The 26,450-nt window shown below is 42.7% G+C and carries 26 protein-coding genes; 17 read left to right on the top strand and 9 right to left on the bottom strand.

Annotated elements, in window-relative coordinates; all coding sequences use genetic code 11:
* Positions 1 to 13 precede the first annotated feature (13 nt).
* Together MST17_RS15550 and MST17_RS15545 are read right to left on the bottom strand one after the other, a co-directional pair.
* The gene (locus tag MST17_RS15550; protein WP_180025877.1) at positions 14 to 571 is read right to left on the bottom strand and encodes a hypothetical protein; all 558 of its coding nucleotides are present in this window, start codon (positions 569 to 571) and stop codon (positions 14 to 16) included.
* Positions 572 to 630: 59 nt separating this feature from the next.
* Positions 631 to 1,170 (bottom strand): DUF924 family protein, encoded by a 540-nt coding sequence (locus MST17_RS15545; protein ID WP_180025878.1) that lies wholly within the window; start codon positions 1,168 to 1,170, stop codon positions 631 to 633.
* Positions 1,171 to 1,380: 210 nt separating this feature from the next.
* Between MST17_RS15545 and gshA the strand changes: the two genes are divergently transcribed.
* Complete coding sequence (gene gshA, locus MST17_RS15540; protein WP_168379700.1) at positions 1,381 to 2,958, top strand: glutamate--cysteine ligase; 1,578 nt, start codon at positions 1,381 to 1,383, stop codon at positions 2,956 to 2,958.
* A gap of 21 nt (positions 2,959 to 2,979) precedes the next feature.
* Positions 2,980 to 3,507, top strand: coding sequence for a disulfide bond formation protein B (locus tag MST17_RS15535; RefSeq protein WP_078190602.1), 528 nt, complete (start codon positions 2,980 to 2,982; stop codon positions 3,505 to 3,507).
* 69 nt (positions 3,508 to 3,576) lie between these two features.
* Here the strand turns inward: MST17_RS15535 and MST17_RS15530 are convergent, their stop codons facing one another.
* Positions 3,577 to 4,908, bottom strand: a complete 1,332-nt coding sequence (locus MST17_RS15530; protein WP_180025879.1) for an alpha/beta hydrolase — start codon at positions 4,906 to 4,908, stop codon at positions 3,577 to 3,579.
* Between the two features lie 243 nt (positions 4,909 to 5,151).
* Between MST17_RS15530 and MST17_RS15525 the strand changes: the two genes are divergently transcribed.
* From MST17_RS15525 to MST17_RS15490, 8 genes are all read left to right on the top strand, one after another.
* Positions 5,152 to 5,751: a YqiA/YcfP family alpha/beta fold hydrolase gene (locus MST17_RS15525; protein ID WP_180025949.1), complete on the top strand. Its 600-nt coding sequence runs from the start codon at positions 5,152 to 5,154 to the stop codon at positions 5,749 to 5,751.
* Between the two features lie 188 nt (positions 5,752 to 5,939).
* Positions 5,940 to 7,820, top strand: a complete 1,881-nt coding sequence (gene parE, locus MST17_RS15520; protein WP_078190600.1) for a DNA topoisomerase IV subunit B — start codon at positions 5,940 to 5,942, stop codon at positions 7,818 to 7,820.
* A gap of 374 nt (positions 7,821 to 8,194) precedes the next feature.
* Complete coding sequence (urtA, locus tag MST17_RS15515; protein ID WP_180004371.1) at positions 8,195 to 9,481, top strand: urea ABC transporter substrate-binding protein; 1,287 nt, start codon at positions 8,195 to 8,197, stop codon at positions 9,479 to 9,481.
* A gap of 95 nt (positions 9,482 to 9,576) precedes the next feature.
* Entirely contained in the window at positions 9,577 to 11,211 is a 1,635-nt protein-coding gene (gene urtB / locus MST17_RS15510; RefSeq protein ID WP_180025880.1) for an urea ABC transporter permease subunit UrtB, read from the top strand.
* A gap of 4 nt (positions 11,212 to 11,215) precedes the next feature.
* Positions 11,216 to 12,289 carry an urea ABC transporter permease subunit UrtC gene (gene urtC / locus MST17_RS15505; RefSeq protein WP_180025881.1) on the top strand — a complete coding sequence of 358 codons (1,074 nt, stop codon included), beginning with the start codon at positions 11,216 to 11,218 and terminating at the stop codon, positions 12,287 to 12,289.
* On the top strand, positions 12,286 to 13,107 hold the full coding sequence (gene urtD / locus MST17_RS15500) for an urea ABC transporter ATP-binding protein UrtD (RefSeq protein WP_068532837.1): 822 nt from the start codon (positions 12,286 to 12,288) through the stop codon (positions 13,105 to 13,107). The genes urtC and urtD overlap by 4 nt, the downstream gene beginning before the upstream one ends.
* A gap of 10 nt (positions 13,108 to 13,117) precedes the next feature.
* Positions 13,118 to 13,816, top strand: a complete 699-nt coding sequence (gene urtE, locus MST17_RS15495; RefSeq protein WP_068532840.1) for an urea ABC transporter ATP-binding subunit UrtE — start codon at positions 13,118 to 13,120, stop codon at positions 13,814 to 13,816.
* A 353-nt stretch (positions 13,817 to 14,169) separates the two neighbouring features.
* On the top strand, positions 14,170 to 14,652 hold the full coding sequence (locus MST17_RS15490) for a DUF1877 family protein (protein ID WP_180025882.1): 483 nt from the start codon (positions 14,170 to 14,172) through the stop codon (positions 14,650 to 14,652).
* 17 nt (positions 14,653 to 14,669) lie between these two features.
* On the opposite strand, the gene MST17_RS15485 is transcribed toward MST17_RS15490, so the two are convergent.
* Positions 14,670 to 15,170 (bottom strand): GNAT family N-acetyltransferase, encoded by a 501-nt coding sequence (locus tag MST17_RS15485; protein WP_111885126.1) that lies wholly within the window; start codon positions 15,168 to 15,170, stop codon positions 14,670 to 14,672.
* A gap of 100 nt (positions 15,171 to 15,270) precedes the next feature.
* Complete coding sequence (locus MST17_RS15480; RefSeq protein WP_168379688.1) at positions 15,271 to 16,032, bottom strand: outer membrane protein OmpK; 762 nt, start codon at positions 16,030 to 16,032, stop codon at positions 15,271 to 15,273.
* Between the two features lie 495 nt (positions 16,033 to 16,527).
* Here MST17_RS15480 and MST17_RS15475 point away from each other — a divergent pair, with 495 nt between their 5' ends.
* The 5 genes from MST17_RS15475 to MST17_RS15455 all read left to right on the top strand — a co-directional run bounded on the left by MST17_RS15475 (position 16,528) and on the right by MST17_RS15455 (position 20,870).
* Positions 16,528 to 16,893, top strand: coding sequence for an HPF/RaiA family ribosome-associated protein (locus tag MST17_RS15475; protein WP_111885127.1), 366 nt, complete (start codon positions 16,528 to 16,530; stop codon positions 16,891 to 16,893).
* Positions 16,894 to 17,021: 128 nt separating this feature from the next.
* Positions 17,022 to 17,564, top strand: coding sequence for an ankyrin repeat domain-containing protein (locus MST17_RS15470; protein ID WP_180025883.1), 543 nt, complete (start codon positions 17,022 to 17,024; stop codon positions 17,562 to 17,564).
* 14 nt (positions 17,565 to 17,578) lie between these two features.
* Entirely contained in the window at positions 17,579 to 18,349 is a 771-nt protein-coding gene (locus tag MST17_RS15465; RefSeq protein ID WP_168379690.1) for a transporter, read from the top strand.
* Between the two features lie 53 nt (positions 18,350 to 18,402).
* A complete protein-coding gene (gene dsbD / locus MST17_RS15460; protein ID WP_180025884.1) occupies positions 18,403 to 20,199 on the top strand; it encodes a protein-disulfide reductase DsbD in 1,797 nt (598 codons plus the stop codon).
* Between the two features lie 2 nt (positions 20,200 to 20,201).
* Positions 20,202 to 20,870, top strand: coding sequence for a glutathione S-transferase family protein (locus MST17_RS15455; RefSeq protein WP_180025885.1), 669 nt, complete (start codon positions 20,202 to 20,204; stop codon positions 20,868 to 20,870).
* 34 nt (positions 20,871 to 20,904) lie between these two features.
* On the opposite strand, the gene MST17_RS15450 is transcribed toward MST17_RS15455, so the two are convergent.
* A complete protein-coding gene (locus MST17_RS15450; protein WP_257223968.1) occupies positions 20,905 to 22,071 on the bottom strand; it encodes a GGDEF domain-containing protein in 1,167 nt (388 codons plus the stop codon).
* Positions 22,072 to 22,352: 281 nt separating this feature from the next.
* On the opposite strand from MST17_RS15450, the gene MST17_RS15445 reads away from it, so the two are divergent.
* Positions 22,353 to 22,922 (top strand): FMN-dependent NADH-azoreductase, encoded by a 570-nt coding sequence (locus MST17_RS15445; RefSeq protein WP_078190588.1) that lies wholly within the window; start codon positions 22,353 to 22,355, stop codon positions 22,920 to 22,922.
* Positions 22,923 to 23,009: 87 nt separating this feature from the next.
* On the opposite strand, the gene MST17_RS15440 is transcribed toward MST17_RS15445, so the two are convergent.
* Positions 23,010 to 23,921, bottom strand: a complete 912-nt coding sequence (locus MST17_RS15440) for an alpha/beta hydrolase (protein ID WP_180025887.1) — start codon at positions 23,919 to 23,921, stop codon at positions 23,010 to 23,012.
* Between the two features lie 155 nt (positions 23,922 to 24,076).
* Here MST17_RS15440 and MST17_RS15435 point away from each other — a divergent pair, with 155 nt between their 5' ends.
* Positions 24,077 to 24,514: a DUF2147 domain-containing protein gene (locus MST17_RS15435; RefSeq protein WP_078190586.1), complete on the top strand. Its 438-nt coding sequence runs from the start codon at positions 24,077 to 24,079 to the stop codon at positions 24,512 to 24,514.
* A gap of 104 nt (positions 24,515 to 24,618) precedes the next feature.
* On the opposite strand, the gene MST17_RS15430 is transcribed toward MST17_RS15435, so the two are convergent.
* The gene (locus tag MST17_RS15430) at positions 24,619 to 24,966 is read right to left on the bottom strand and encodes a Spx/MgsR family RNA polymerase-binding regulatory protein (protein WP_180025888.1); all 348 of its coding nucleotides are present in this window, start codon (positions 24,964 to 24,966) and stop codon (positions 24,619 to 24,621) included.
* A 625-nt stretch (positions 24,967 to 25,591) separates the two neighbouring features.
* The gene (locus MST17_RS15425) at positions 25,592 to 26,410 is read right to left on the bottom strand and encodes an exodeoxyribonuclease III (protein ID WP_180025889.1); all 819 of its coding nucleotides are present in this window, start codon (positions 26,408 to 26,410) and stop codon (positions 25,592 to 25,594) included.
* Positions 26,411 to 26,450: the final 40 nt, after the last annotated feature.

Raw genomic sequence — 26,450 nt, 5'->3', positions numbered from 1 at the left:
TCTATGGGTTGACTTATTTGGTGGCAGGCTCAGCGGCTACAGGCAAAGGATTTCCTTCGCTGTCTAGACCATATTTAGCCCCGAGTGACTGCAAAATCAAGCGAGCATCAAAGGCATCCTGAGGGGCTTTGGCACGATCTTTATAGCAAGTAATACTGTAGGAAACTTGAGTTGGATCGAGTGTGACCACCTGTGGAACGTCATAAAACGGGCCTGGCCAAAAGCCGGGATGGCGACGGTAATAGCCATATGGATAAGGCATAGGGTCTGGGTAAATCACTGCTTGGCGCGGCGGTTTTTGACTCCGGTTACTCGGGTCATCCATGACTTTAAAATATTGAAAGCCATTGTGTAGGGTGGTTTGAGCGGCTTTAACCAAGGTGATTTCTTCGGCAGTGCCATAGCTCATATTGGATCTAGCTTGGAAGCTAATCCGATAGCTTTGAGCATTTAATGGCGTTGCAGTATAACGACCCAATTGTTCGAAGGTTAAAGGCTTCGATGGGGTGCTTGCACAGCCGGTGAAGCCCAGTGCTGCGGTCATGGCTGCTGCGATAATGAGTTTGTTCATGCGCATACTCCTGTTCAGTCGGTTCTTGGCAAGGGGAGATACTGGCCAAAAGCCGTCAATTAAAAGCTAGAATTGGGCTGGGTTAAAAATTCCAATTCCTCTGCTGTGGATGTTCTGCCCAATACCACATTGCGATGAGGGTAACGTCCAAATCGATCGATAATCACTTTATGCTTTTTTTCAAATTCTAAGTTTATCGGATTGCCTAGTTGCTCAAATAATTTTAACGCGCTTTGATGGATTTTTGTCGATTCGCTATGCATAAAGGGCATATATAAAAATGAGCGCTGTTCAGGACTTAATTGTAGGTCTAAACCCTGTGCGATGGCTTCTTGGGCAAGTGCCAAAGCCAGCGCATCTTGGGCAAAAGCCAAGCCAGAATCACGGAATAAATTTCGAGAAAATTGATCTAAAACAATAATTTCAGCCAAGCGACCTTCGGCATTAGTACGCCATTGCCATAGTTCTGCTTGACTGGCTGCTTGATGGATGTCTTTAAACTTTTTTTCGATTAAAACATCAAAATTATTGCTTTTAGCGAACCAATTGGGCTGATTTTCTGGGTTAAACCAAAATTCGAGAATATCTTGATAATTCATAAGTTTTAAGCATTATTAGCATATATTTGTTTATAAAATCACAAATTTCAAATGTCATATAGAGTAAGTTTGTGATAAAAAATTGCCAAAATAAAATCACGGTTTGTCTCAAAACTATACAGTGGGTCATTTGCCCACTTCAAATCGCGTTATACTGATATAAACTGATGATTTTATTTTAGTAGTTTCTTCCATTTAAGCGAGATAGCAATGAGTCAACCCGAATCGACCTCTCAAGACATTTTACCGACTTGGGTAGATTCTTCGCTGATTAAAGGAATGTTGCGCGGTATTGAGCGTGAAAGCTTGCGTATGCAAAGCAACGGTTTCTTGTCTCAGGCCGACCATCCCCAAGCTTTGGGTGCGGCTTTGACTCATCCGCATATCACGACAGACTATTCTGAAGCTTTAATGGAATTTATCACGCCGCCAAAAGAAACCATTACAGAGGCGTTGAACTATCTGCAAGATATACATGCTGTTGCGCATACGCATTTAGAACATGGTGAAAAACTTTGGCCGTTGTCGATGCCATGCATGTTGGATAAAGACGAAGACAGTATTCGTTTAGCGCAATATGGCAGCTCGAATATTGGGCGCTTTAAAACCTTGTACCGTCGTGGTTTAGGGGTGCGTTATGGTCGCCGGATGCAGACCATTTCAGGGGTGCATTATAATTTATCCTTCCCAGATCATTTCTTTGAAGCACTTCAACAGCATGAAACTGACGACGCCCTCAAGGCATTGAGCTTACAGGATTATCGCAGTCATCGTTATTTTGGCCTAATCCGTAATTTTATTCGTTTAACGCCATTGGTGATGTTTTTGGTTGGGGCGAGTCCGTCGGTGTGTAAATGTTTTATGACTGGACGTGAACATCAGCTGTTACCGCTCTTAAAAGGCACGCTATTTTTACCCTATGCAACGGCGCTGCGTATGGGAAATTTTGGCTATCAAAATTCAGCACAAAAACAGTTAGGGATTCACTACAACGACATTCAGGCGTATTTGGAAGGTTTGCAAAAAGCGGTGCATACCCCGTATGCCGCATTTAGTCATTTAGGTTTAAATGATGAACAGGGTGAACCGATTCAAATTAATGACCATGTGTTGCAAATTGAAAATGAATACTACAGTTTGGTTCGTCCGAAACAAGTGCCACAGGATGGTGAAACACCATCTGAAGCCCTGCAAAATCGTGGTGTGGGTTATGTAGAATTACGCGCAGTAGACGTCAATCCTTATAGCCCGATTGGGATCAATGAAGACACGGCAGGCTTGCTCGAAGTGGTGGCTTTATACTGTTTATTGCAAGACAGCCCAGCATTGTTAGATGCCGAACAAAATGAAATTGAGAAAAATCAGGCGGAAGTAGTGAACCGTGGTCGTGCGCCAAATGCAGTGATTTTACAGCAAGGCCAAGCGATTCCAATTGAAACATGGTGTCGTACACATGTTGCTGCGATGCAACCGTTGGCTGAATTGCTAGATGATTCTTACAATACAGATATTTACACTCAGGCAATGGCTGTGATGCAATCACGCATCGATGAAGTCGATGAAACATTGTCGGCACGTATGATTAGCGATACTTTAGAACAAGGTGGAACTTGGGGCTTTGGTAGCTTTATGGCCTTACAACATGCTGAAGTGTATGAGCAGCATGTCTTGAGCCCTGAAACTGCTGCATATTTTGCACAAGCTGCTGAGCAGTCTTTAGAAAAACAGGCTCAACTTGAGCAAGACTGCACCTTGAGTTTTGAAGAATATTTGAAAAACTTTAGATAAAAAATTTTAAGAGGATTTACCATGAAATGGAGTTTCCGCTTCGTGAGTGGTTTGTTGTTTTTAGCCAGCGTGATCGGTATGTCTTTTGCGCTGTTTTTAGAACATGTACAAGGCTTAGAACCTTGTCCGTTGTGCGTATTCCAACGTATTGGTTTGATTGGACTCGGCATCATTTCATTGATTGCGTTGATTCACAATCCAGCATCGAATTGGGGTAAACGCATTTACGCATTGTTGGGGACACTATCAATTCTTTGGTCTGCTGGGGTGGCTGCGCGTCATATTTGGCTGCAAAACTTACCGCCAGACAAAGTGCCTAGCTGTGGCCCAGGACTGGATTATTGGGTAGAAACGCTGCCGTTAAAATCAGTCTTTGAACAAGTACTAACCGGCTCTGGTGAATGTGCCAAAGTGGATTGGACGTTCTTGGGACAATCATTACCGGTTTGGTCATTGGTGTTTTTTGCAGTTTTAACCTTGCTCAGTCTTTGGCAGTTATTGCGTAAATACCCAAGCAAACCAGTGCCACGTTTACGTGATAAATTTTAATTCTAAGATGCAAAAAAAAGCCCTCAACTGAGGGTTTTTTTATACGAGTCTGCATGGGGGAAGTTTACCTTAGGTTAGGGCAATACCTTCCATACTTTCCAAGTCCATCATAAATTCATAGATATGATCACAAGCTTTATCGTCATTGTTTGGATAGAACCAATGCACGATTTGCTCGGCCACTTGCGGGTGATGCTGAATTTCAAAATGGTTCAGGCCATAAAAAATCGCTTTATGTGAATCTGGCACTTTCAGTTGATAACGTGCATTTGGGTGTTCCCCCAGTGCACTTTTTACACTGACCAAGTAATCTCCAATCACATGTCGCGTTTTATTGCGACGATGTTCATATTCGATGGTTCCTGCCACGAGGTAGGTATTGATATGTGATGGAATCGGGGCAGGTTTACGGTTGTCGTCCATGAGTCCAATGCGGACATCATTATGTTCCCAATCATCATCACGCACGCTGCCATAGCGCAAATCTAAAATGCCGTTACTACGGATATTCACCACGTGGCCCACGATTTTGACCAAGGGGAAACGCCCCAATTGATCTTGCAGATGAAATCCGACACGTTCAAGTACCGCACCATGATGTGGTGAGCCCAAGCAGACTAGATTTTCAACTTGATGAATCCATTGATACATATTTTGTTTGCCATAAAAAATGGCACTACGGGACACTAAGCCCCCCATACTATGACCAATTAAGTCGATACTGGTAATACCTGGGTTGCGACGGACCAAATCTTCTAATGTATTGGCAAGGCTGCGACCATTGGTCGAGATACGACGACCTGTGTTGTAATTTAAATACAGCATGGTGTTGTGGTCACGTTGTGACAGTAATTTTTCACCGATGCCGCCATATTTGGCTGTCGACCATGACAGATGATTCATGCAGAGCCCATGAATCAACAGGGTAATACGACCGGTTAATTCGCCTTTTTGTACCGCACCATAATGGTCGTAAACCACCATCGGTAAGGCCATCGGGTTGTGATATTTCAGTAAATAGTCGCCCAAGACCCCATTCAGTGCGCCCACTAAAAAATGTAAAGACGGGGTGAGGGGTTTGTCGTGTAAGCGTGGGAATTTTTCAATAATGCTACGCAGCGTTGGTGCAAGTAAATAATTGCCATAATTGAAAAAAGTGTTGTAAGAAAATTCGTAAATCCGTGCAATGGTCGGCTGCTTATGAAAGGCTTTCGAGCCTTGTTCGCTCATTCCAAAAATACTGATTAAAATTTCACGTTGAATGTTTTTGATCAAGTCATGCACGACATCACTAAAACGCATTGTCACGAGCTGTGCCAAACCTTCCAGCACATCTGCTTGACTGGGTGGCGTGCGGTCCCATTTACAATAGGTTTCATGCAATGGTGTTAAGCTAGGCATAATGTTCCTATCCTTACATTCAATGCTATCCCTCAATTGTATTTATTACTGGAATAGCCTGAAGTTTCATTGTTTATTTTATAAAATTCTCACGAACAGCTTTTACAATACCGATAACAGACCTGTCGGTGAATGCCTTTTGTCTGACAATTTTACTAAAAATTCAAATTTAGAAAATGTGACACAGTTAGCACTTATATGCCACTTTTAAAGCAATTTAAAGATCAATTTGGAATCAAAATGATGAATATTGTGTATTTGCATGGTTTTCAAAGTAACTCAAATTCAGTGAAAGGACAGATATTGCGGCGCTATTGCGCAGACTTAAATGGTCTGCACGTGCATTTTCCAGATTTGAATATGCCACCGCTACAGGTGATGCAGCAGATGTCAGAGCTGATTGACGGTCTAGATGATGTGGTTTTGGTGGGGAGTAGTTTAGGTGGCTTTTATGCGACGCAGTTGATGGCATGCCATCACATTCCTGCAGTGCTCATCAATCCTGCGGTCTATCCATGGCAATTATTTCGTGATTTATTTGGCGAGACGGCATTGCCTTATCAGGTGACTGAAACGTGGTGCTTGGATGATGCACAGCTCAATCAAATGCAGGCTTTGGCTGTATCTAAGATTGAGAACGCAGATCAACTGTTGGTCTTGCTCCAACAAGGCGATGAAACCTTGGATTATCGAGATGCTGCTGATTTTTATAGTGCGGCTCAAGCCGGTATGGCTATGTTGATCACTGAGGTTGGAGGAACACATGGCATGGATGATTTTGCAGAAAAAATACCGATGCTCTTGCAGTTTTTGTCCGATGCTGTCAAAAATATGCCTAAATAAAATGATCCAATCCAAATGCTGAAAAGCTAGATCCAACATACAAAAAATGGGCAGTTACGACATCATTTGACGTTTAAATTGTTTAAGAAAATGGCGGCTGATCGCAAGAGATATGCATTTTAATAAAAAAGCATATACTGTAGCGCTTGAAGAAATGTTTTAACCAAAAAAGCAGGGAATTTTGCAACGTGACGCAATATACGGCTCAATCACTTGAAGTTTTATCTGGCCTAGATCCGGTACGTCGTCGTCCGGGGATGTATACAGACACTACACGACCAAACCATTTGGCGCAGGAAGTGATAGATAACGCCGTCGATGAAGCGCTTGCAGGACATGCCAATAAAATTACCGTGACAGTGTATAAAGATGGCTCATTGTCAGTTGAAGATAATGGTCGTGGGATGCCAGTTGACATCCATCCTGAGTATGGTCAAAGCGGGATTGAAATTATTCTGACCAAACTACATGCCGGCGGTAAATTCAGCACAGACAATTATCAATTTTCAGGTGGTCTACATGGTGTAGGGATTTCTGTCGTCAACGCATTGTCCAACCGTGTTGAGGTGGAAGTTCAACGTCATGGCAACCTGTATAAAATGGCCTTTGAACACGGTGAACCAGTTGCGCCACTGGAAGTTTTAGAAGGTAAATGTGCCAAACGTGCGACAGGAACGACCGTGCATTTTTGGCCTGAAGCGAAATATTTTGACTCACCTAAATTTGCCTTAAAAGCGCTTAAACATAATTTAAAAGCTAAAGCAGTATTGGCTGCCGGTCTACAAATCATTTATGTCGATCAAATCAATAACGAAAAAATTGAATGGCAGTTTGAAAATGGTCTGGTTGACTATTTGATGGATGAACTTCAAGACCGTGACATCGTTCCTGCCCCTGCATTTGTGGCGACTGGTGAAGCAGAGCGTGCCAGCGCTGAGTTTGCGATTTGTTGGAATGTGGAAGGCGGTGAGTCCATTCAAGAGTCGTATGTCAACCTCATCCCGACTGCGCAGGGCGGTACCCATGTCAACGGTTTACGTTCGGGTGTGACGGATGCGATTCGTGAATTCTGTGAATTACGGAATTTATTGCCACGGAATATGAAGCTGTCTGCCGAAGATGTGTGGGATGGCGTCAACTTTATTCTCTCTTTGAAATTCCAAGAGCCACAATTTTCGGGTCAAACCAAAGAACGACTTTCAAGCCGTGAAGCCTCTGGTGTGGTGTTAAATATTGCCAAAGATGCTTTTGCACTGTGGCTGAATCAAAACTCCGATATTGCTATGCAACTGGCTGAAATGGTGATTGCTAAGGCTGGTCGCCGTTTAAAAGCTGCGAAAAAAGTTGAACGTAAAAAGATCGTTTCAGGTCCAGCCTTACCAGGTAAATTGGCTGACTGTGTGGGTCATACCCTCGAAGAATCAGAACTGTTTATTGTGGAAGGGGATTCTGCAGGTGGTTCTGCCAAGCAAGCACGTGATAAGAACTTCCAAGCGATCATGCCGATCCGTGGTAAGATCTTAAATACTTGGGAAGTGTCTTCTGATGAAGTCTTAGCATCGCAAGAAGTACATGATATTGCGATTGCGATTGGCGTTGATCCGGGTAGTGACGACTTGTCAGAACTTCGTTATGGCAAGATTTGCATCTTGGCCGATGCCGACTCGGATGGTTTGCACATTGCAACTTTACTTTGCGCACTGTTCGTCAAACATTTCCATACTTTGGTTGAGGAAGGGCATCTGTTTGTGGCGATGCCACCGCTGTTCCGTATAGATGACAATAAAGATGTGCACTATGCCTTGGATGAAGATGAACTAGAAAGCATCTTAAAGAAATGTAAAACCAAAAATCCTCAAATTACCCGATTTAAAGGATTGGGTGAGATGAACGCGAGTCAGCTGCGTGAAACGACTATGGATCCCGATACACGTCGTTTAGTGCAACTAGACTTGGATGACGTACAGTTTACTTCAGGTTTACTCGACAAATTATTAGCGAAGAAGCGCTCTTCAGACCGTAAGCATTGGTTGGAACAGAAGGGTAATTTGGCCGATTTGGCGGTTTAAAATTGCAACAAGGAAAAAACCACGCAAGTGGTTTTTTTTTGCTTCAAATTTAGGAAAAGCTGCATGATTTGTGTGCCAAAACACCGTGTTTTTTGAAAAACGTCGCAAAATTGTTCAATTATAGGTCAAATGTTGGATACAAGTTTGTATGCATCTTTGCGGTGATTTTACGATTTTTGAATCGACCCATAAAAAATTAAAAGCAAATTTTATGATTGTAACTATTTGAAAAATAACATTTAAAAATAAATAAAGGCACTCAATCAAAATAAAAAATAAGGCTTGGCACAGTTATTGAATTGCTCTGTTGTGATGAAAGACAACAAATGCATTTTAAAAATGTGAATTACAAGCTTAGGTTGGGAGTGTGAATAATGTTTCAACGCAATGTATTTGCTAAAAGTATTTTAGCGGCAACGATGACTGGGGCGATTGCTTTAACGGGCTGTTCAAAACCTGCAGAAGAAAAAACAGAAAGCGCTACATCAGAACCAAAAGCCGCTGCAGCAAGTGGCGATACTATTAAAGTCGGGATCTTACATTCGCTGTCAGGCACGATGGCGATCTCAGAAACTTCTCTAAAAGATACGGCCTTGATGGCGATTAATGAAATTAATGCCAATGGCGGGGTATTGGGCAAAAAACTAGAACCTGTGGTGGTGGATCCGGCATCGGACTGGCCACTATTTGCGGAAAAAACCCGTCAGTTGATTACCCAAGACAAAGTAGCCGTGATTTTTGGTTGCTGGACGTCGGTATCTCGTAAGTCGGTTTTACCCGTGGTTGAAGAATTAAATGGCTTATTGTTCTACCCTGTTCAGTATGAAGGTCAGGAACAGTCTAAAAATATTTTCTACACAGGTGCAGCACCGAATCAGCAAGCGATTCCTGCTGTTGAATACCTGATGAGTGAAGAGGGTGGTAAGGCAGAACGCTTTGTACTATTGGGCACAGACTATGTTTACCCACGTACCACCAACAAAATCTTACGTGCATTTTTGAAGTCGAAAGGCATTGCCGATGCAGACATCATGGAAGAATATACCCCATTTGGTCATAGCAACTATCAAACCATTGTGGGCAATGTGAAGAAGTTTGCGGCAGGGAAAAAGACTGCTGTGATCTCGACCATTAACGGCGATTCAAATGTGCCGTTCTATCGTGAATTGGGCAACCAAGGCATCAAAGCTGCGGATATTCCAGTGATGGCGTTCTCTGTGGGTGAAGAGGAATTACGCGGTATCGATACCAAGCCGCTGGTAGGACACTTGGCGTCGTGGAACTACTTCATGTCGGTGAAAAATCCAGTGAATACTGAATTCACCAATAAAATGAAGCAGTATGCCGTGGAATACAAACTGCCAAATGCCGATAAATTTGTGACCAATGACCCGATGGAGGCTACCTATGTCGGCATCAATATGTGGAAACAAGCGGTAGAAAAAGCAGGAAGCACAGATGTCGATAAAGTGCGTGAAGCTATGGCCGGCCAAGAATTTAAAGCGCCATCGGGCTATACCTTGCAAATGGATGCGTCGAACCATCATTTGCATAAACCAGTCATGATTGGTCAGATCCGTGCCGATGGTCAGTTTGATGTGGTGCACAAAACCGCAAAAACCATTGCTGCAGAGCCATGGAGCCCGTACATCCCGAAATAATTCAATCCAAATGCCTACTGCCATTGTGTAGTGGGCATGTTTTGATGTGATCCCTAGATGGGGTTGTTCTATTACTCAATAGGGATGCTTATAAGATGAAAAAATTACGCAATTTCCCGATCCTTTTTCTATTCCTGAGCCAATTATTCTGTCTGCAAATCGTGCATGCAGAAACTGCAGCGAATGTCGTGCCTACGGTGCAATCTGTGCAGCAAGGTGACGCCATTCAGCAATTTGTTCGCGGTAGTTTTACCGAGCGCCGCAGTTTACTGAATCAATGGCCGGGCGATATTGAATCCTTAGATCAGTTGGCCGCATTGGTCGAAAAAGACCAGTTATATAGTGGTCAAAGCGGTCAAACCTATATTTTAGAAACTGACGAAAAATTATTGAGCTATCCTGATTTGCAAACCGTGACGGATTGGCCTGCCGATTTATCTCAAGTCACCTTGGTGAATACCCTTCGTAAAGCCTTAACGTTTGCGCAAGCGAAAGAAAAGCTGCAATCGGATGATTTAAACCAACGTTTGGATGCAATTGATATTTTAGAAAATAACTTGGCTGAGTTGGATGTTAAAAATATTAATCAATTGTATTTAAATGAAAAAAATAACAAAGTTAAAGCCCGTTTAGCGCAGCTCAAAGCACGCTTGGATTATCAAAACCCTGATGTTTTACAAAAAATACAGGCGGCCAAAGTGCTGCAAGATTCTAACCGTCCCGATGTGTTGGCGATGGTGGAGCAGGAATTACAACAAGCCAATTTGCATCCCGAGTTAAAAGCCGCACTGACAGAAGCCAAGAGCAATATTAAAACCCGTATTCAGGCCAGTGAATGGACTGGACATGTCTTTTCAGGTCTCAGCACGGCCAGTATTTTACTACTGGCGGCGTTGGGCTTAGCCATTACGTATGGTCTGCTAGGCGTGATTAACATGGCGCATGGTGAACTGATCATGATCGGGGCCTATACCACTTATGTGGTGCAAAGCCTGTTTAAGAGTTATCTCAGTAGCTATGTCGATTGGTACTTGATTGCCGCGATTCCTGCTGCATTTATTGTAAGTGCTTTGATCGGCATGTTGATTGAACGTACTGTTATTCGTCCCTTGTATGGCCGTCAATTGGAAACGCTATTAGCCACCTTTGGTGTGAGCTTAATTTTAATGCAATTGGTGCGTATGGTTTTTGGAGCGCAGAACGTTGAGGTGTCGAATATTTCATGGCTGTCTGGGGGCATTGCCGTGACACCGAGCCTGATGCTGCCTTATAACCGTATTGCCATTATTGGCTTTACCATTGCGGTACTCCTGTTGCTGGTTTACTTGCTGAATAAAACCCGCTTTGGTTTATTTGTTCGTGCCGTGACGCAAAACCGTCAAATGGCACAGGCCGTTGGTATACGTTCTAGCCGCATTGACATGATGGCTTTTGGTTTAGGTTCAGGGCTTGCAGGTCTTGCAGGCTGTGCCTTAGCACAAGTCGGCAATGTCGGTCCTGACCTAGGACAAAACTATATTATCGATGCGTTCTTGGTGGTTGTGGTTGGCGGTGTTGGCCAAGTATGGGGCGCAGTACTGGCGGCCTTAGGTCTAGGTGTCAGTGGCACAGTGCTGGAAATCGGCATGGGTGCGGTCTTAGCGAAAATTATTCTACTGGTTCTTGTGATTTTGTTTATTCAAAAACGTCCACAAGGTTTGTTTGCCATCAAAGGCCGTTTTGTGGAGTAAGCGCATGAAAATCACTTCATTATTATCGGATAAACCCTATAGCGGTATGGCGATTGCCGTGTGCTTTGCCATTTTGCTGATTTTGCCTTGGCTACATGTATTGCCAGCCGATTCAGCACTGCATTTATCAGCGTATTGGGTCACGCTCATTGGCAAGATTATGTGTCTCGCATTGGTGGCATTGGCCTTAGATTTGGTTTGGGGCTATGCCGGCATTTTAAGCTTGGGGCATGGTTTGTACTTTGCCTTGGGCGGCTATGCCTTCGGCATGTATCTCATGCGTGAAGCGGCAGGCGATGGCTTACCCGACTTTATGCGCTTTTTGAGTTGGACCGAGCTACCGTGGTACTGGATGGGTACTGAACATATCGTGTGGGCATTGGCTTTGGTGGTTTTGGTCCCAGGACTGATTGCCTTCATTTTTGGGTTCTTTGCCTTCCGCTCAAAAATTAAAGGCGTGTATTTTTCAATTATTACCCAAGCCATGACCTTTGCTGCGGCGCTACTGTTTTTCCGCAATGAAACAGGCTTTGGCGGTAACAACGGCTTTACCGGTTTTAAAACCATCTTAGGTATGGATATTACCTCTGCACCAATGCGTGCAACCTTGTGTTTCCTCACGGCACTGACTTTGCTTATCTGTTTTGTCGGTTTACGTCACCTGATGAATAAACCCTATGGTCGCGTACTTGGTGCAATTCGTGACAGTGAAAACCGTTTGCAATATTTAGGTTACCGCACCTTATGGTACAAGCTCTCTGCATGGGTCTTGTCTGCCGTGATCGCAGGGATTGCAGGCGCTCTGTATGTACCCCAAGTCGGTATTATTAACCCGAGTGAGATGAACCCTGTCAATTCGATTGAAATGGCGGTGTGGGTGGCTGCAGGTGGTCGCGGTACGCTGATTGGCCCGATACTGGGTGCAGGTTTGATCAACGGGATGAAGACCTATTTCACGGTGGTTTATCCAGAGGTATGGCTATTGATTTTAGGTGCGCTGTTTATTGTGGTAACGATATTCCTGCCAAATGGCGTGATTGGGCTATTAGAGCGGTTTAAAAAGGAGCGCAGCGAATGAATGATCAATGGGTTCAACCGCATGGCGGTCATGCCGCAGAAGGTTATGGACGACCGAAAGAGCAGGGTGCGGACTTCAGTCACGGGATTGCCCTGTATTTAGAAAAAGTCAGCGTTTGGTTTGATTCTTTCCGCGCATTAAATGATTTGTCGTTATATATCAAAGAAGGTGAGCTGCGCTGCATCATTGGTCCCAATGGTGCAGGCAAAACCACGCTGATGGATGTGATTACGGGTAAAACTCGCCCAACAGAAGGTTCGGCTTTTTTTGGGCAAACCTATGATTTGGCAAAAATGAGCACGGAGCAAATAGCAGAAGCCGGAATCGGTCGTAAGTTTCAAAAGCCAACCGTATTTGAAAATTTTACCGTGATGGAAAATCTGTTATTGGCTGCACCTAAAGATAAACGGGTGAAAAAGAGTTTTTTCAGCAAACTCGATCCAGATGCGCAAAACGCCTTGGACGAATCTTTAGCACAAATCCGCTTAGAAGAATTGATCCATAAACCGGCAGGGCTGTTGTCACATGGTCAAAAGCAGTGGTTAGAAATAGGCATGCTACTAATGCAGCGTCCAAAATTGATTTTGCTGGATGAACCTGTAGCAGGAATGACCGATGCTGAAACAGAGCGTACCGCAGAGCTATGTTTAGAGTTGAAAAAGAACCATACCCTTATCGTGGTTGAACATGACATGAGCTTTATTGACACCATCAGTGAAAAAGTCACCGTGTTGGCGCAAGGTGCGATTTTGGCAGAGGGTACATTGGCCGAAGTCCAAGCCAATGAAGATGTCATTGAAAAATATCTCGGACGTTAAGGAGCAGACCATGTTAGAAGTCAAAGACGTCAATCAGTTTTATGGTGGCAGTCATATTTTAAGAGATGTGACATTTGCCGCTCCCGTGGGGGCATGTTCAGTGGTGCTCGGGCGAAATGGTGTGGGTAAAACCACCCTCTTAAAATGTTTAATGGGCATTTTACCGATCAAGTCTGGGCAGATCTTACTGGATGGCAAAGACATTTCTAAACTGAGTCCAGAGCAACGTGTACGTGAAGGCTTGGCTTATGTACCGCAAGGACGGGACATTTTTTCAACCTTGACCGTTGAAGAAAATATTTTGATTGGGATGGCAAAATTTAAAGGCGCTAAAACCCGAAAAGTGCCAGAACATCTCTATGAGATTTTCCCCGTATTGGATGAAATGAAACATCGTCGAGGTGGAGATTTATCTGGTGGTCAGCAGCAACAATTGGCGATTGCCCGTGCGCTCGCTTCCGAACCACGGGTATTGATTTTAGATGAACCGACCGAAGGCATTCAGCCGTCGATTATTAAAGACATTGGCCGTGTGATTCGTCAGTTAGCCGATGGCGGAGAAATGGCGATTGTTTTGGTTGAACAGTTTTATGATTTTGCAGAAGAACTGGCAGATGAATATACCGTGATGGCGCGGGGGCAAGTGATTGCACAAGGTGTCGGTAGTGAAATGCCTGAAAAAGGCATTCGGGAATTGGTGGCGATTTAATATTTAGTTGACTGCGATGTGTGGCGGGCTTGTATCAATCAAGCTCGTTACTCTTTTCATTCAATTTACTACGCTCAAAAAATCGTTGCTGGTCATGGAAATGGCATCAAAAAAACGAGTGGCATAAATTTTTTTTGTTTTAAACCATAAGCTTAAGTTGTTCTCAGTATCGTCATTTGAAGCTTCAGCATGTCGTGCTTCAGTGATGCTAAGTGCAGTACTGAAACTTTGGTAAAGGGCGAATGGGCATCCATCAGTATTCGATCAACTGCAGTCGAATATACAAAATATCTGCTTTATTTTTGTGTGGATTACATTAATCTAAATGTACGACATAACAAGAAGATAAGAATATGGACGCGATATTATATTTGATCCCACCGAATGATTTGGAAACTCTGATTTTAGAAGCAGAAACCCCTCAAGATGTCTTGGATTCACCTTTTGTACAACACTCCTTTTTTTTAGGGGAGGCATGGCAAGAGTTGAATCCATTATTAAGCGTGAACAGTGATTCAGTTGCGGCACTGAGTTATGCCATTCAGGCAGAACATCCTTTGTCAGAGCGACGACCGGGACTGAGCCTTGCAGTGCATTACAATACTGTAGTTCGCGTTGCAGAAATCCATCAGGCATTACAACAGTTAAGCGTGGATGAAATCAAAAAACGTTATTTGGTCACGATTGCAGAAAACGCACCTGAGCAAGAGCTTAAATTGGCCGAATTAAAACTACTTTTTTTACAGTTACAAGATCTTTATCGTGATGCGGTGCGTCATAATTTATCGGTGCTGAGTGTGATACAAGATGGTATTCGTTTGGATAAATTACCATAAACACAGCTCAATACGGGCTATAACTGAAGTTGCATCAGGACCAGATCACGCCATTCACCAAACTTTTGTCCCACTTCGGGCATATAACCTGTTTGCTTAAAGCCTAATTTTTTGTGCAGGGCAATCGAGGCGCTATTGCCGTGATCAATGCCAGCGATCATGACATGCATATTTTGGCTTTTGGCATGCTGAATTAGGTGCTCTAATAATTGCTGACCAAGACCCAGTCGAGCATAGTTTGGGTCAATATAGACAGAATGCTCAACAGTATGTCGATAGCCAGCAAAATGACGGAAAGAACCATAGTCAGCATAACCGGCGATTTGCTGTTGATCCTGATCTTCAATCACCACAAATGGAAAATTTTGCTTTTGGAATTCCAGCAATTTCTGTTGAAAAGAGTCGAGGCTGTAGGCTTGATCATTCCATGTCGCAAAGCCGTTGAGAACTTCATGATTATAGATTGCGAGAATGGCCGCTAAGTCTTGTGGAATTGCAGGTCGAATGAGAAAAGACATGCGCAAATTTCTGATAAAAATAAAGTCAATTTAAAAACTTAGGCATAAAAAAAGCAAGGTGATGAACCTTGCTTTTTCTTCATCGCGTTCTGAGTTGAACTTAGAAATGGTATTTCACCAACGCGCTGACATCGTTTTGGTCCTGACCTTTCAGACCATATTTGTTGTTCCAAACCGAGTGTTCAACACCTACGTAGAGCTTAGTCTTAGGAGAGATATGCTTACCGATATTCCATTTATATTGGCTTGTCCAGTTTAATTCACTAGCTTGCGCCCCTTTTTCAGCTGTTGACCAATCAAGGAAGGCATCTACTAGAAAATCTTCAGAGCCGATTTTAAATGGCACAGCATAAGTGATCGTCATTTGATAATCATCTTTAGTACCGGCTGATTTAGAATCATTATCCGCTTTATAGAAGTTGATGTTTGCATACTGTGTATATGGAATGTCTAAAGCAAAGCCAATACCATACAAGAAGTTATTAAACTCAGAATTTTTGTCGTAGCCGGCATTATGTTCCCAAGTCGTTGCAATAAGAACGTCTTTGATCGGACCCATAGAAAGGTCTTTACCAGAAACTTCACCTAAGCTAAGGCGTGGTGCAAGCTCAAGGTAAGTCGATGCTTCATCATCTTTGTCCCAAGCTTGGTCAACGAAGAAGAATACATCTGAATATTTCAGTTTAGCGGCATATTCAGCTGTGATCGTTTTCTGTTCATTGTTGTCACCATCAAAAGGCACAACATAATTTTCACCATATAGGCCAGTTAAGCTGAAATCTTGCCATACGATAGGTGAAGCTTGAGTGAAAGCAGCAGCAGATGCTAATGCACATGATGCAACGATTTGTGTAAGTTTCATTAAAAAATATCTCCCCCGAGAAGCACTGAAAGCATACAGATTATTAAGCAAAAATAAAGCCAAATTTTACTCAACGGCAAAATTGTTTTGTAATTTGAAGGGGAAATACGCTGTGAATGATCAATGACGGTAAAAGCGAGATTTTGAGTTCGAATTGACTTGTGCAAATAGATGGTGGACGTCGAGGAAATGCACAAAAATATGACCCAAATCAATTAAAACAATGCAAATCTACAATAAAGTCTTACTTTTTTTATGGATATTAAAAAAATATCAAAATAGCACTTGCAAAATTCTAACTTAAGACCGATATTCGAAGTATAAGGACACGGATCTGCAGACTCTAAAGTGTTCATCATTCAATGTGGAGGACGACGTTCCATACAAAGTTGAAGATGGTCATTGCTGTAATATTTACAGCAAATGTAACGTGCCAAGATAATAAGTTTTGCACAAATTTTTATAGCTAATACAGATAGATATGAGGATAATATTATGAACATAGAAATCCGTACAGATAAAAACATTCCTAATAGTGATCGATTAATTACATACGTTCGTGCAGAACTTAATGAAGAATTTCAGCGCCATAGTGAACGCATTACTCACTTTTCGGTGCATTTAAGTGATGAAAATGGGGACAAGGGCGGTAGCGACGACATTAAATGTATGATTGAAGCGCGTCCTGCTGGTTTGAAGCCTGTCGTGGTCAACCATCGTGGTCATAATGTAGATACAGCTATTCACGGTGCAATTGATCGACTTAAACGTAGTCTTGAACATGTGTTCGAAAAGAAAGAGAACCCACGCAGTACACAACCTGCTTTTGCTGAAGCAGATGACAGCGTAGATGACGAATAAGTCTCAAAATTTAAAAAAGCCCTGCGGGGCTTTTTTTGTGTGTTTTGTATTTTGTTTTACATGAAATTCAAACAAACGCAGCTTTATTCGGCATAATAGATCAAAATAAATTGAAGTGAGCTTTCCCGATGTTAACAGCGCAACAACAGCTTTTTGTGCAAGCGTTAGAAGAACAAGATCTTGCACAGGTGCAACGCCTGTTGGCAGATGGTCTTAATCCAAATTTTATCGACTTTGAAAAAGGACCTACGGTTTCTGTATGGTCTGATGGTTTGTTTAAATGGTGGGAAATGGTTTGCGAAGCATATGAAGCAGGTCAACCCTTAACAGCAGAACAGAAAGCACAACATTTAGACGTACATATGCAAATCTTGGAAGCGCTGATTCAAGCCAAAGCCAATGTGCATTTATGGGATGCTGAAGAAATTTATGGTCCATTATGGGATGCCGCGAGTGCAGCATGTGTCCCTGCGGTACAGCGTTTATTGGATGAAAAAGTGAATCCAAATATGATTGATAGCGATGGTTTAACCATTTTGTCGTCGATTAGTGAATTATTTTTTGACTGTGATTTTGACGCGGTAAATTGGTCGGAAGCATTGGAAGAAGAAAAACAAACCTTGGAGCTTTTGCGTAGCCATGGCGCAAAAATGACCAAAGAATTAGCATAATTGTGAGTAAAAACATGACTGTATTTAAAGTTTTAAGCATTGCAACATTATCCAGTTTGAGCCTGTCTGCATTTGCGGCGGATTTTTCATTTGACCGTCCGGGCGCGGGTATGGGCACAGGCATTACCCCTGTAGGTCGTTTGGCATGGGAACAAAGTTTGCCAGCAGCGAGCTATAGTGAAAGTCGTGATGAAAATGGTGAAAAAGTAAAAAACACCACTTTAAATGCAGACATGTTATTCCGTACTGGTTTGGCAAAAGATTTGGAATTGCAATTGGGTTGGCAAGGTCCTGCATGGTCTAAAACCAAAGTTGCGGGTCGCTCAGTTGAAGATGATGGTTTGGGTGATGTCAGCATTGGCCTGAAAAAAGCTATTGATTTGAATGATGAGAAATTGTCGATGGCTATTCTTGCTGAAGCTATTATTGCGACAGGTAATGAAGGCTTTAGTGCTGAAGATGACATTTATAGTCTGACTTCAGCCGTGGCTTATGATTATAGCGATACAATTGGGACTTCAATGACCATGCGTTATGAGGTTCAAGATGGTGATTGGGCTGTGAGTGCAATTCCGGGAATGGAATATCACATTGCGGGTAATTTATCGGGCTTTTCTGAGCTGGTTTATCGCAAAGCAGAGAGTACCGATCAGGAAGTGTCTTTGGCTTCAGGTCTGACGTATGCCGTTTCGGATCGTATGCAGTTGGATGCGAGCGTCGGTCTAGAACTCACTGGCGGTCATAAAAATTATCAGTCAGGTTTGGGCGTATCTTACCTGTTCTAAAAAAACCTAAATTTTAAAACGTAAAAATACAGACTGAGGATGAATTCAGCTGAATGAAACAATGGACTTATGTTGCGGCAGCGGCTGTGCTGTCGTTCAGTATGGGCGTCTCTGCTCAGGATGCATTACTTTCAGCTGAAGATGCTTTTCCTTTCTCGGTCGTCTCCGATCGTGCAGATCAGGCGGAGCTGAGTTGGGATATTCCAGCGCATTATTATCTGTATCAGCACAAAATAGAGGTGAAGCAGGGCAATCAAGTTTTAGCTTTGGATTTGCCTGCTGCTGAGGATTTAAAAGACGATAACTATGGTCATACGCAGGTGTATTACCAACAGTTGAGTTTTAAAATTCCGACTCAAAAACTGCAGACCTATCAAGTCAGTTGGCAAGGCTGTGCCAAGGATCGGGTGTGTTATCCACCACAGAGCATCAGCTTTGAAACGGATGCTTCTGGCTTGGTCACACAGCAAAATCTTGCCAGTCCAAATAAACGCTTACTCGATTTTGCAGCAGAAAATACTGCCGAACAGCCTACGGCGAATCGTTTAGATCAGCAGCGGGCAGATAATGCTGCACTGGCTTCTGATCGCTATACCGCAAGTGACCAAATGTGGTCTGAAAAATTAGCACAAAGCTCAATATTTTATGGCCTTTTCCTGTTTTTTGGCTTGGGTTTTTTGTTGGCCTTTACCCCTTGTTCATTGCCAATGCTGCCGATTTTAACCTCACTGATTGTCCGCGACAGCCGAGGTTTAAAAGCGTGGATGATTGCACTGACTTTTGTCACCAGTATGGCGATGGTGTATGCCATTCTTGGCTTGGTGGCCTCGTCAGCAGGTTTGAATTTCCAGCGTTGGTTGCAACAACCCTCGACTTTAATTGCCTTTAGCGTGCTCTTTGTGGTTTTTGCCCTGAATTTATTTGGTTTATTTGAGCTGAAATTGCCACGCAGTTGGGTCAATCGCTTAGACCAAGCTCAGTCGATGCAAAAAGGTGGTAGTCTCGTTGGCGCAGGGGTCATGGGGATGATTTCTGCATTGCTGGTCGGTCCTTGCATGACAGCACCGTTGGCAGGCGCATTATTATTTATTTCGCAAACCCAAAGCCAGTGGCAAGGTGCATTATTGTTATTCACTCTCGGCTTTGGCATGGGTACACCGCTATTGTTGGCCAGTGTCCTTGGCTCACGGGTATTGCCTAAAGCGGGTTTGTGGATGAATCAAATCAAGGTGCTCTTTGCTTTCATTATGTTGGCCTTGGCTTTGTATTTCATTCGACCTTTGATCAGTGAAGCTTGGTTACAGTGGTTATCCCTTGCTCTGGGTCTGGTGTTTAGCGCTTATGTGCTTTGGCGCATTTTATGGCGCAGTACTCAGCTCAAATGGTTGTATATCTTGGTGTTCTGTGCAGCCGTACCTTATATTGTGTACAGTCAATATCAACACAGCCAACGTTTTTTAGTCGAAGAAAATCAACAACAAAGTGCTTGGCATGTGGCACATACAGCGGAAGAGTTTCAACGGTTATTAAGTGAAATTCCCCAAGGTCAATCCGCAATTATTGATGTCTATGCCGATTGGTGTGTGGCCTGTCAGCCGATTGAACATAAAGTTTTAAAATCGGCTGCGGTACAACAGGCTTTGGCACCGTATTACTTAATTAAGTTAGATTTGAGTCAGTATGATGCAACCCATCAAGTACTGCTCAATCAATGGGATATTTTAGGGCCACCGACCTATTTATTTTTAGATACAGCGCATCAAGAGATACGTGGACTGCGTTTGACGGGTGCTTTTAGCGAGAAAGAATTGCTAGCGCAATTGGAAAAATTTAAATCGCGTGGAGAATAAAAATGATGCAATTATATATTGCCAATAAAAACTATTCGACGTGGTCTATGCGACCGTGGTTGGTGTTACACGCGTTTAATTTACCCTTTCAAGAGATCTTGATTCCTTTTTCTGAAGAAGCAGATGGCGGAGCATTCAAGCAGCAAATGTTAGCCCTACATGCCAATGGCAAGGTGCCCCTACTGCAACATGACGGTATGATGATTTGGGACTCATTGGCGATTTGTGAATATTTGGCAGAGCAGTTTCAAGAGCTTCCACTGTGGCCAAAAGATGCTACACAACGTGCATGGGCACGGAGTATTTGCGCGGAAATGCACAGTAGTTTTATGCAATTGCGTAGCTTATGCAGTATGAATCTGCAGGCGGATTATGGTCGTCATGGTCAGATATTATGGTCCGAACATGCTGAATTGCGTGCTGAAGTGACTCGAATCGAGCAGATTTGGTCGAGTCGTCCTGCGGTGGATGGCTTTCTATGCGGTGAATTTAGTATTGCCGATGCATTTTTTGCACCCGTGGTGACACGTTTACAGACCTTCCAGCTACCTGTGAGTGACAACATACAGCGTTATATGCAAAAGATTTTGCAGCATCCTTCTGTGGTGGCATGGATCACGGCTGCTCAACTGGAACAGCCAGTCCGTCGTATGGAACAGTATCCACGTTAAAAGCTCAACGCCACGTCTGATCTGTATAAAAGTTTTAAACCAAATGGCTAAAGCTTTGTTGTTCGGTGTAGGCCATCACCATGTTGCGGCCGCCAGCTTTAGCTGCGTATAGCGCTTGATCTGCATGGGGCAGCAATTGTTGCGGTACCAATTCTGGCGTAGAAATCGCAATACCAAAACTGGCTGTCACATGAATTGACTGACCATCATGTCCCCAAATTTCAAGCTGCTCAATGGCTTTTCGACAGCGCTCTGCAATGAATATCGCTTGTTCTAAGTTAGAATTTTTTAGCACCAAAATAAACTCTTCCCCTCCAAACCGCCCAACCACATCACTACCGCGTAAATGTTGGTTTAATACTTGGCTGACAAGAATCAAGGTTTCATCGCCTTTATCGTGTCCATATTCATCATTGATGCGTTTGAAATGGTCTAAGTCCAATAAGACCAGTGCATATGTATCTGTTTTAGCACTATCGAGCTGTTCCAAACACTGATTGATACTGCGTCGATTAAATAAATTGGTCAGTGGGTCGACTTGACTAAGTTTTTGAATCAGATGCTCTCGGTGACGCCATTGGCTGAGTAAGATTTCAAATAAAGCCAAACAGGTTAATAAAATAGGAACAATGAAAAAGATCATTGAGAAGAGCCAAAAACTATTTTGATAGCCATAGGCATGAGGTTGAAAAATCGGGGCATAGGGGATAATGCCGCGGATGCTTAAATACATACAAATGGATAAAAAAATCGTGGCTGGAATCAGCATGCTATAGACGATTTTTCGTGTAAATAGTACCAATCCAACGGTCACAAGGCTCACGTAGGAGATCATAGTGGCTGGACTCATGACGCCAATTAAATAACCATCACGACATAAAGAAATGACGAATAAGCCGACCGAAAGATAAGGTAAAATTAGCTGAATCTTGGGATTATCTTTTCCAGCATAGCAAGGCCAAATCAGCAGGACCATTAAGCAAAAAAAGACGATGTTGGTCCACAATTGAGAGTGGATGAGCTCAAGGTTAACCCACTGCCAAAGTTCTGGCGTGACATAAACATAAAATTTCCAAATGATCCAAAGCAGATGAATGGCTGAGCCAAGCATCAGCATGAGCATACACTTTTTCAGGATACTCCAATTCATCACCACTTCATCTTCCAGTAAATACTGGGCGATTCTATTGCGGAGGATCATGTCACGTATGCTTGATTTCACCGTCATCCTGTGTCATTGCCCTGTTCGAGTTATCAGTTTTTTTCTTAAAGTTTATATAGATATCATTTTATAGGCTTACATTAGCATGAAAATTTACACTTGATAACGGTCAAGAACCGCTCAGTAATTTTAAATTTTTTGCGAGTTCAAAATGATTGTTCTAAAAATAAAACATAGTGTCATAAGGATCGGGATTATTCTATTTATGAAAAGTGATTACACTAGGCTCAAGTTAATAACAACAGCTTTAGGTTTTAGTCATGAAAATTCTGCATATTGATTCAAGCATCATGGGCGACGCTTCAGTTTCACGTCAACTCAGCGCTGAAATTGTACAACAGCTACAGCAAAAACATGGTGATGCGGCACAGGTTCAACATCTCGATTTAGCTGTACAGCAGATTCCACATCTCAGCAGTGAAATTTTGATGGGTCAAAATGCAGAACAATCGGCTTTAGGCGAGCAGTTGTTGCAACAGTATTTAGATGCCGATGTGGTTGTGGTTGGTGCTGCTATGTATAACTTCGGTTTGCCATCAACTTTGAAAGCATGGATTGACCGTATCAGTGTTGCTGGTCGTACCTTTAAATATACAGAACAAGGTCCAGTGGGCTTGGCAGGTGATAAAAAAGTCTATATTGCCAGCAGTCGTGGCGGCGTGTATGGCGATAACAGCCCTGTAGATTATCAAGAAGGTTTATTAAAAGCCGTGTTTAATTTTACGGGTGTCAGCGATATTGATGTGATTCGTGCCGAAGGTGTCAATATGGGACCAGATATGAAAGCACAGGCAATGGCGACAGCTCAGGCTCAAATTCAAGCCATTTAACAGATTGACATTTCCCTCTTAGGTCAGCATCTGCTGACCTTTTTTTATGGTGACTTTGAAGAGTTTTCAGGGAATAGTTTCCAGGGATTAGTCTTGATCCAGTCGGTGTGCAAAATCAGCTAAATCACTCAGCGCACGCTGTCCTTCTTCAAACCATGGGCTAAACATTTGGAAGTTATGCCACATGCCAGTGTACAGCTTAAATTCGACATCTAGGCCGGCTTCTTCTGCTTTGACTTTAAAGCGCTGCGCATCATCCAATAAAATTTCTTTAGAACCCACTTGAATATGAATCGGAGGCAGTCCTTTGAGCTCGGCAAAAAAAGGCGAGACCAATGGATCAGCTCGATCGACCGAGCGTGGTACATAATAATCAATGCCGGTTTCGAGGGCTTCTATGCTTAACAGCGCATCATGCTTGCGGTTATAGCGTAGGGACTCACTGCTCAACGTCAGGTCTAAAAACGGTGACATCAACACCAAACCACTGACTTGTGGAAGTTGTTCCTGTTGAATTTTAAGGGCTAAGGCAAGCGCTAAGTTTGCACCACAAGAGTCGCCTGACAAAATAATATCTTTGGCTTGAATCCCTTGATCTAATAACACCGCATACACATCAAAAAGGGCATCGAGTGCTTCAGGAAACTGTGCTTCTGGGGATAAAGGATAATCCAAATGTAACACTTGCATTTGCGTGCGTGCGGTAACTTGAGTCAGAAACGCCCGATGTGTGTTCATCGAACCCAAGAAAAATGCGCCCCCATGAATATGAAAAATTAATTGGGTCGATGCCTGTTGCGGTTTGATTTCTTCGGCTTTTAAGCCGGCTAAGCGAATCGGGCGAATTTGTACATCCGGGTTTTGGGGAAATGCACGACACATTTGTTCCAAAGCAAAACGTAAAGTATTGGGCGGTAAATTGAACTGGCTCGGCCCACGAATTGTGGTTTTTAAAATGCTTTCTGTAATCAGTTGTTTCGTCAGTGGCGATATCTTCATTGTCTTTCCATCTTTTTCTATTTTAGGAATCGTGTGAGCATATTTACCAACACAAATTACAAGGTTACACTAAACGGTCACATACAAAAATTGATAAATTGTTGTGACTTTTGGATACTAATGTCGTCTATATCAGACCAGGGAAATAAACAAAAATGAAAAAAATTGCACTAGCATTAGGATTGATGAGTTTAGCCGCATTTGCAAATGCTGCAGACCCGCTAAATGGTACAACTTGGAAAACCATTGATGATAAAACCAAGCAGCCAAAAGCGATTGTAAAATTCACTGAGCAAAAAAATGGTACGCTTTCAGCGAGCATTCAGTCAGTTTTGACACCAGGTGAAGAGAATGCATGTAAAAAATGTGAAGGCCCATATCACAACAAATCATTAAAAGGCTTGCGTATTGTGACCGGTCTTAAAAATGTTGGTGGTACAAGCTATGAGAGCGGTTCAATTTTGGATCCTCAATCAGGTAAAACTTACAAGTTAAAAGGTCAATTGGCTGATGGCGGCAAAAAATTAGAGCTTCGCGGCTTTATTGGTGTTGCTGCTTTAGGTCGTAACCAAACATGGATCCGCGCCAACTAATTTGACGTGATTCCAACAAAAAGCCTGACGATGTCAGGCTTTTTTTATGACTGCTTGCTCAGTCAAAATTGAACAAGGGCAGTGCATGAGTGTGATGAAAAAATTTATTTCAATGCGCGGTAAGCGTTTTCATCAAAGCCAACCAATAAGTTGCTACCCGTATCCAGTACAGGGCGTTTAATCATGCTGCTATGCGCTGTTAAACACTGAATCAAATTTTCTTCACTGGCTAAGGCTGCCTGTTGCTCTTCTTCACTGAGTTTTTTCCATGTGGCGCCTTTTTTGTTGAGAATCACATCAGCACCTTTGGCATCGAGCCATTTTTTTACGGTTTCAGCATCAATCGCTTGTTTTTTATAGTCATGAAATTCGTAGGTCAGGCCTAATTCGTTGAGCAAGTCGAAAGCTTTTTTCATGGTATTGCAGTTTTTGATGCCATAAATTTTAAGCATGAACAGGTGTCCTCAATTATTCAAAACAATAAGATAAAAAATACAATTCAGCATTATCCTACAGGCTAATTCATCAATGCTCAAAGCCCGATCGTGATGTGGATTGAGAAATAAATGTTTTGCTGTAAAAGTCGCATGCTGTAAATATTAGGTATTGTCATCAAAACGACATTTTGGCGTTTTAGAATAGCCTACAGAACAAAACGAATCAGAAAAGAAAGCGCTGCGATAACAAGAAAATTCAGCCTAAGTTTGCACAGTCAAAAGTAGAAATAAAGCGAGAATAAGAAAAAGCTGTGCAGTTCGATTTTTTAGCTGCTTTATTTGGGGGTGAGTCTAGAAATGCGAAAGCTAGATAAGAGAAAACCCGCATTTAATCATCCTGATCATGCGGGTCTCAGTCCAACGTCCATTGTCACATCCTTGAAAACAAGCTAAATCATTTAGTTTGTTTTTTATACTTCCTTCGGCGTCCAATCCTTTTGTGTCATCCTGACATGTCCCTTTGCCGTGCGACCATAATGCTACGTTCGAGTTGTGAGATAAATCCACAAATTCGTCATGTAATGTGAGAAATAACCTCTAATTGAGTAAACAATTGTTTACTCAATTAATTGCTGAAAGCTTAAATTTTATAGTCAATAATCACTGGGGCATGGTCGCTAAACCACTCATCTTTAAATACCCAAGCATTCACAGTACGTTCTTTCCAGTCTGGCGAACATGCATGGTAGTCAATACGCCAACCCACATTTTTGGCACGGGCTTGTCCGCGGTTAGACCACCAAGAGTAAAGCTCAGCTTCTTTGCGTACCTCACGGAAAGTGTCAACATAGCCAAGTTCATCATAAATATGATCGAGCCATGCACGCTCGTGCGGTAAGCAGCCCGAAGCCTTTTGGTTCCCAGACCAATTTTTAATATCGATACGTTTATGCACGATGTTGTAGTCACCGCAAACAATCACTGACTTATTTTCAGCACGCCATTGCTTCAAAATTTGTTGATATTCGCCCAAAAATAGATCTTTGCGTGCCTGAGCTTCATCACCCGATGAACCTGAAGGCAGGTAGAGCGAGCAAATATGTGCAGTTTGTCCAAGTCCTAAATCGAACTCAGCAGAAATAAAGCGGCCTTGAGTGTCTGCCAATTCAAAACCTAAACCATCTGTCACTGAAACAAAAGGTAGGCGGCTATAAATCGCAGTACCGGCATAGCCTGGGCGTTCTGCAGGGAAAAGGTGTGTAAACCAACCTTCGGGTTTAAATTTATCGGTCCATTGTTCATGGGTAATGCGGCTTTCTTGCATGCAGATGACATCGGCATCTGAAGTTGCCATCCAGTCAAAAATACCTTTTTTTTCAGCGGAACGCAGACCATTCACATTAATTGAAACGACACGTAAAATTTTTTGATCACTTGGATAGCTACTCTTTGGTATCATGCTCAGGTTTAACCTCAAACTTAAAAAAATGGAGCACCTC

The organism is Acinetobacter sp. YH16056_T, from assembly GCF_024605895.1.
In the GTDB taxonomy this organism is placed as follows: Bacteria; Pseudomonadota; Gammaproteobacteria; order Pseudomonadales; family Moraxellaceae; genus Acinetobacter; species Acinetobacter amyesii.
Note: the sequence above shows the minus strand (reverse complement) of the source record. Positions and strands in the feature narration are given on the sequence as shown.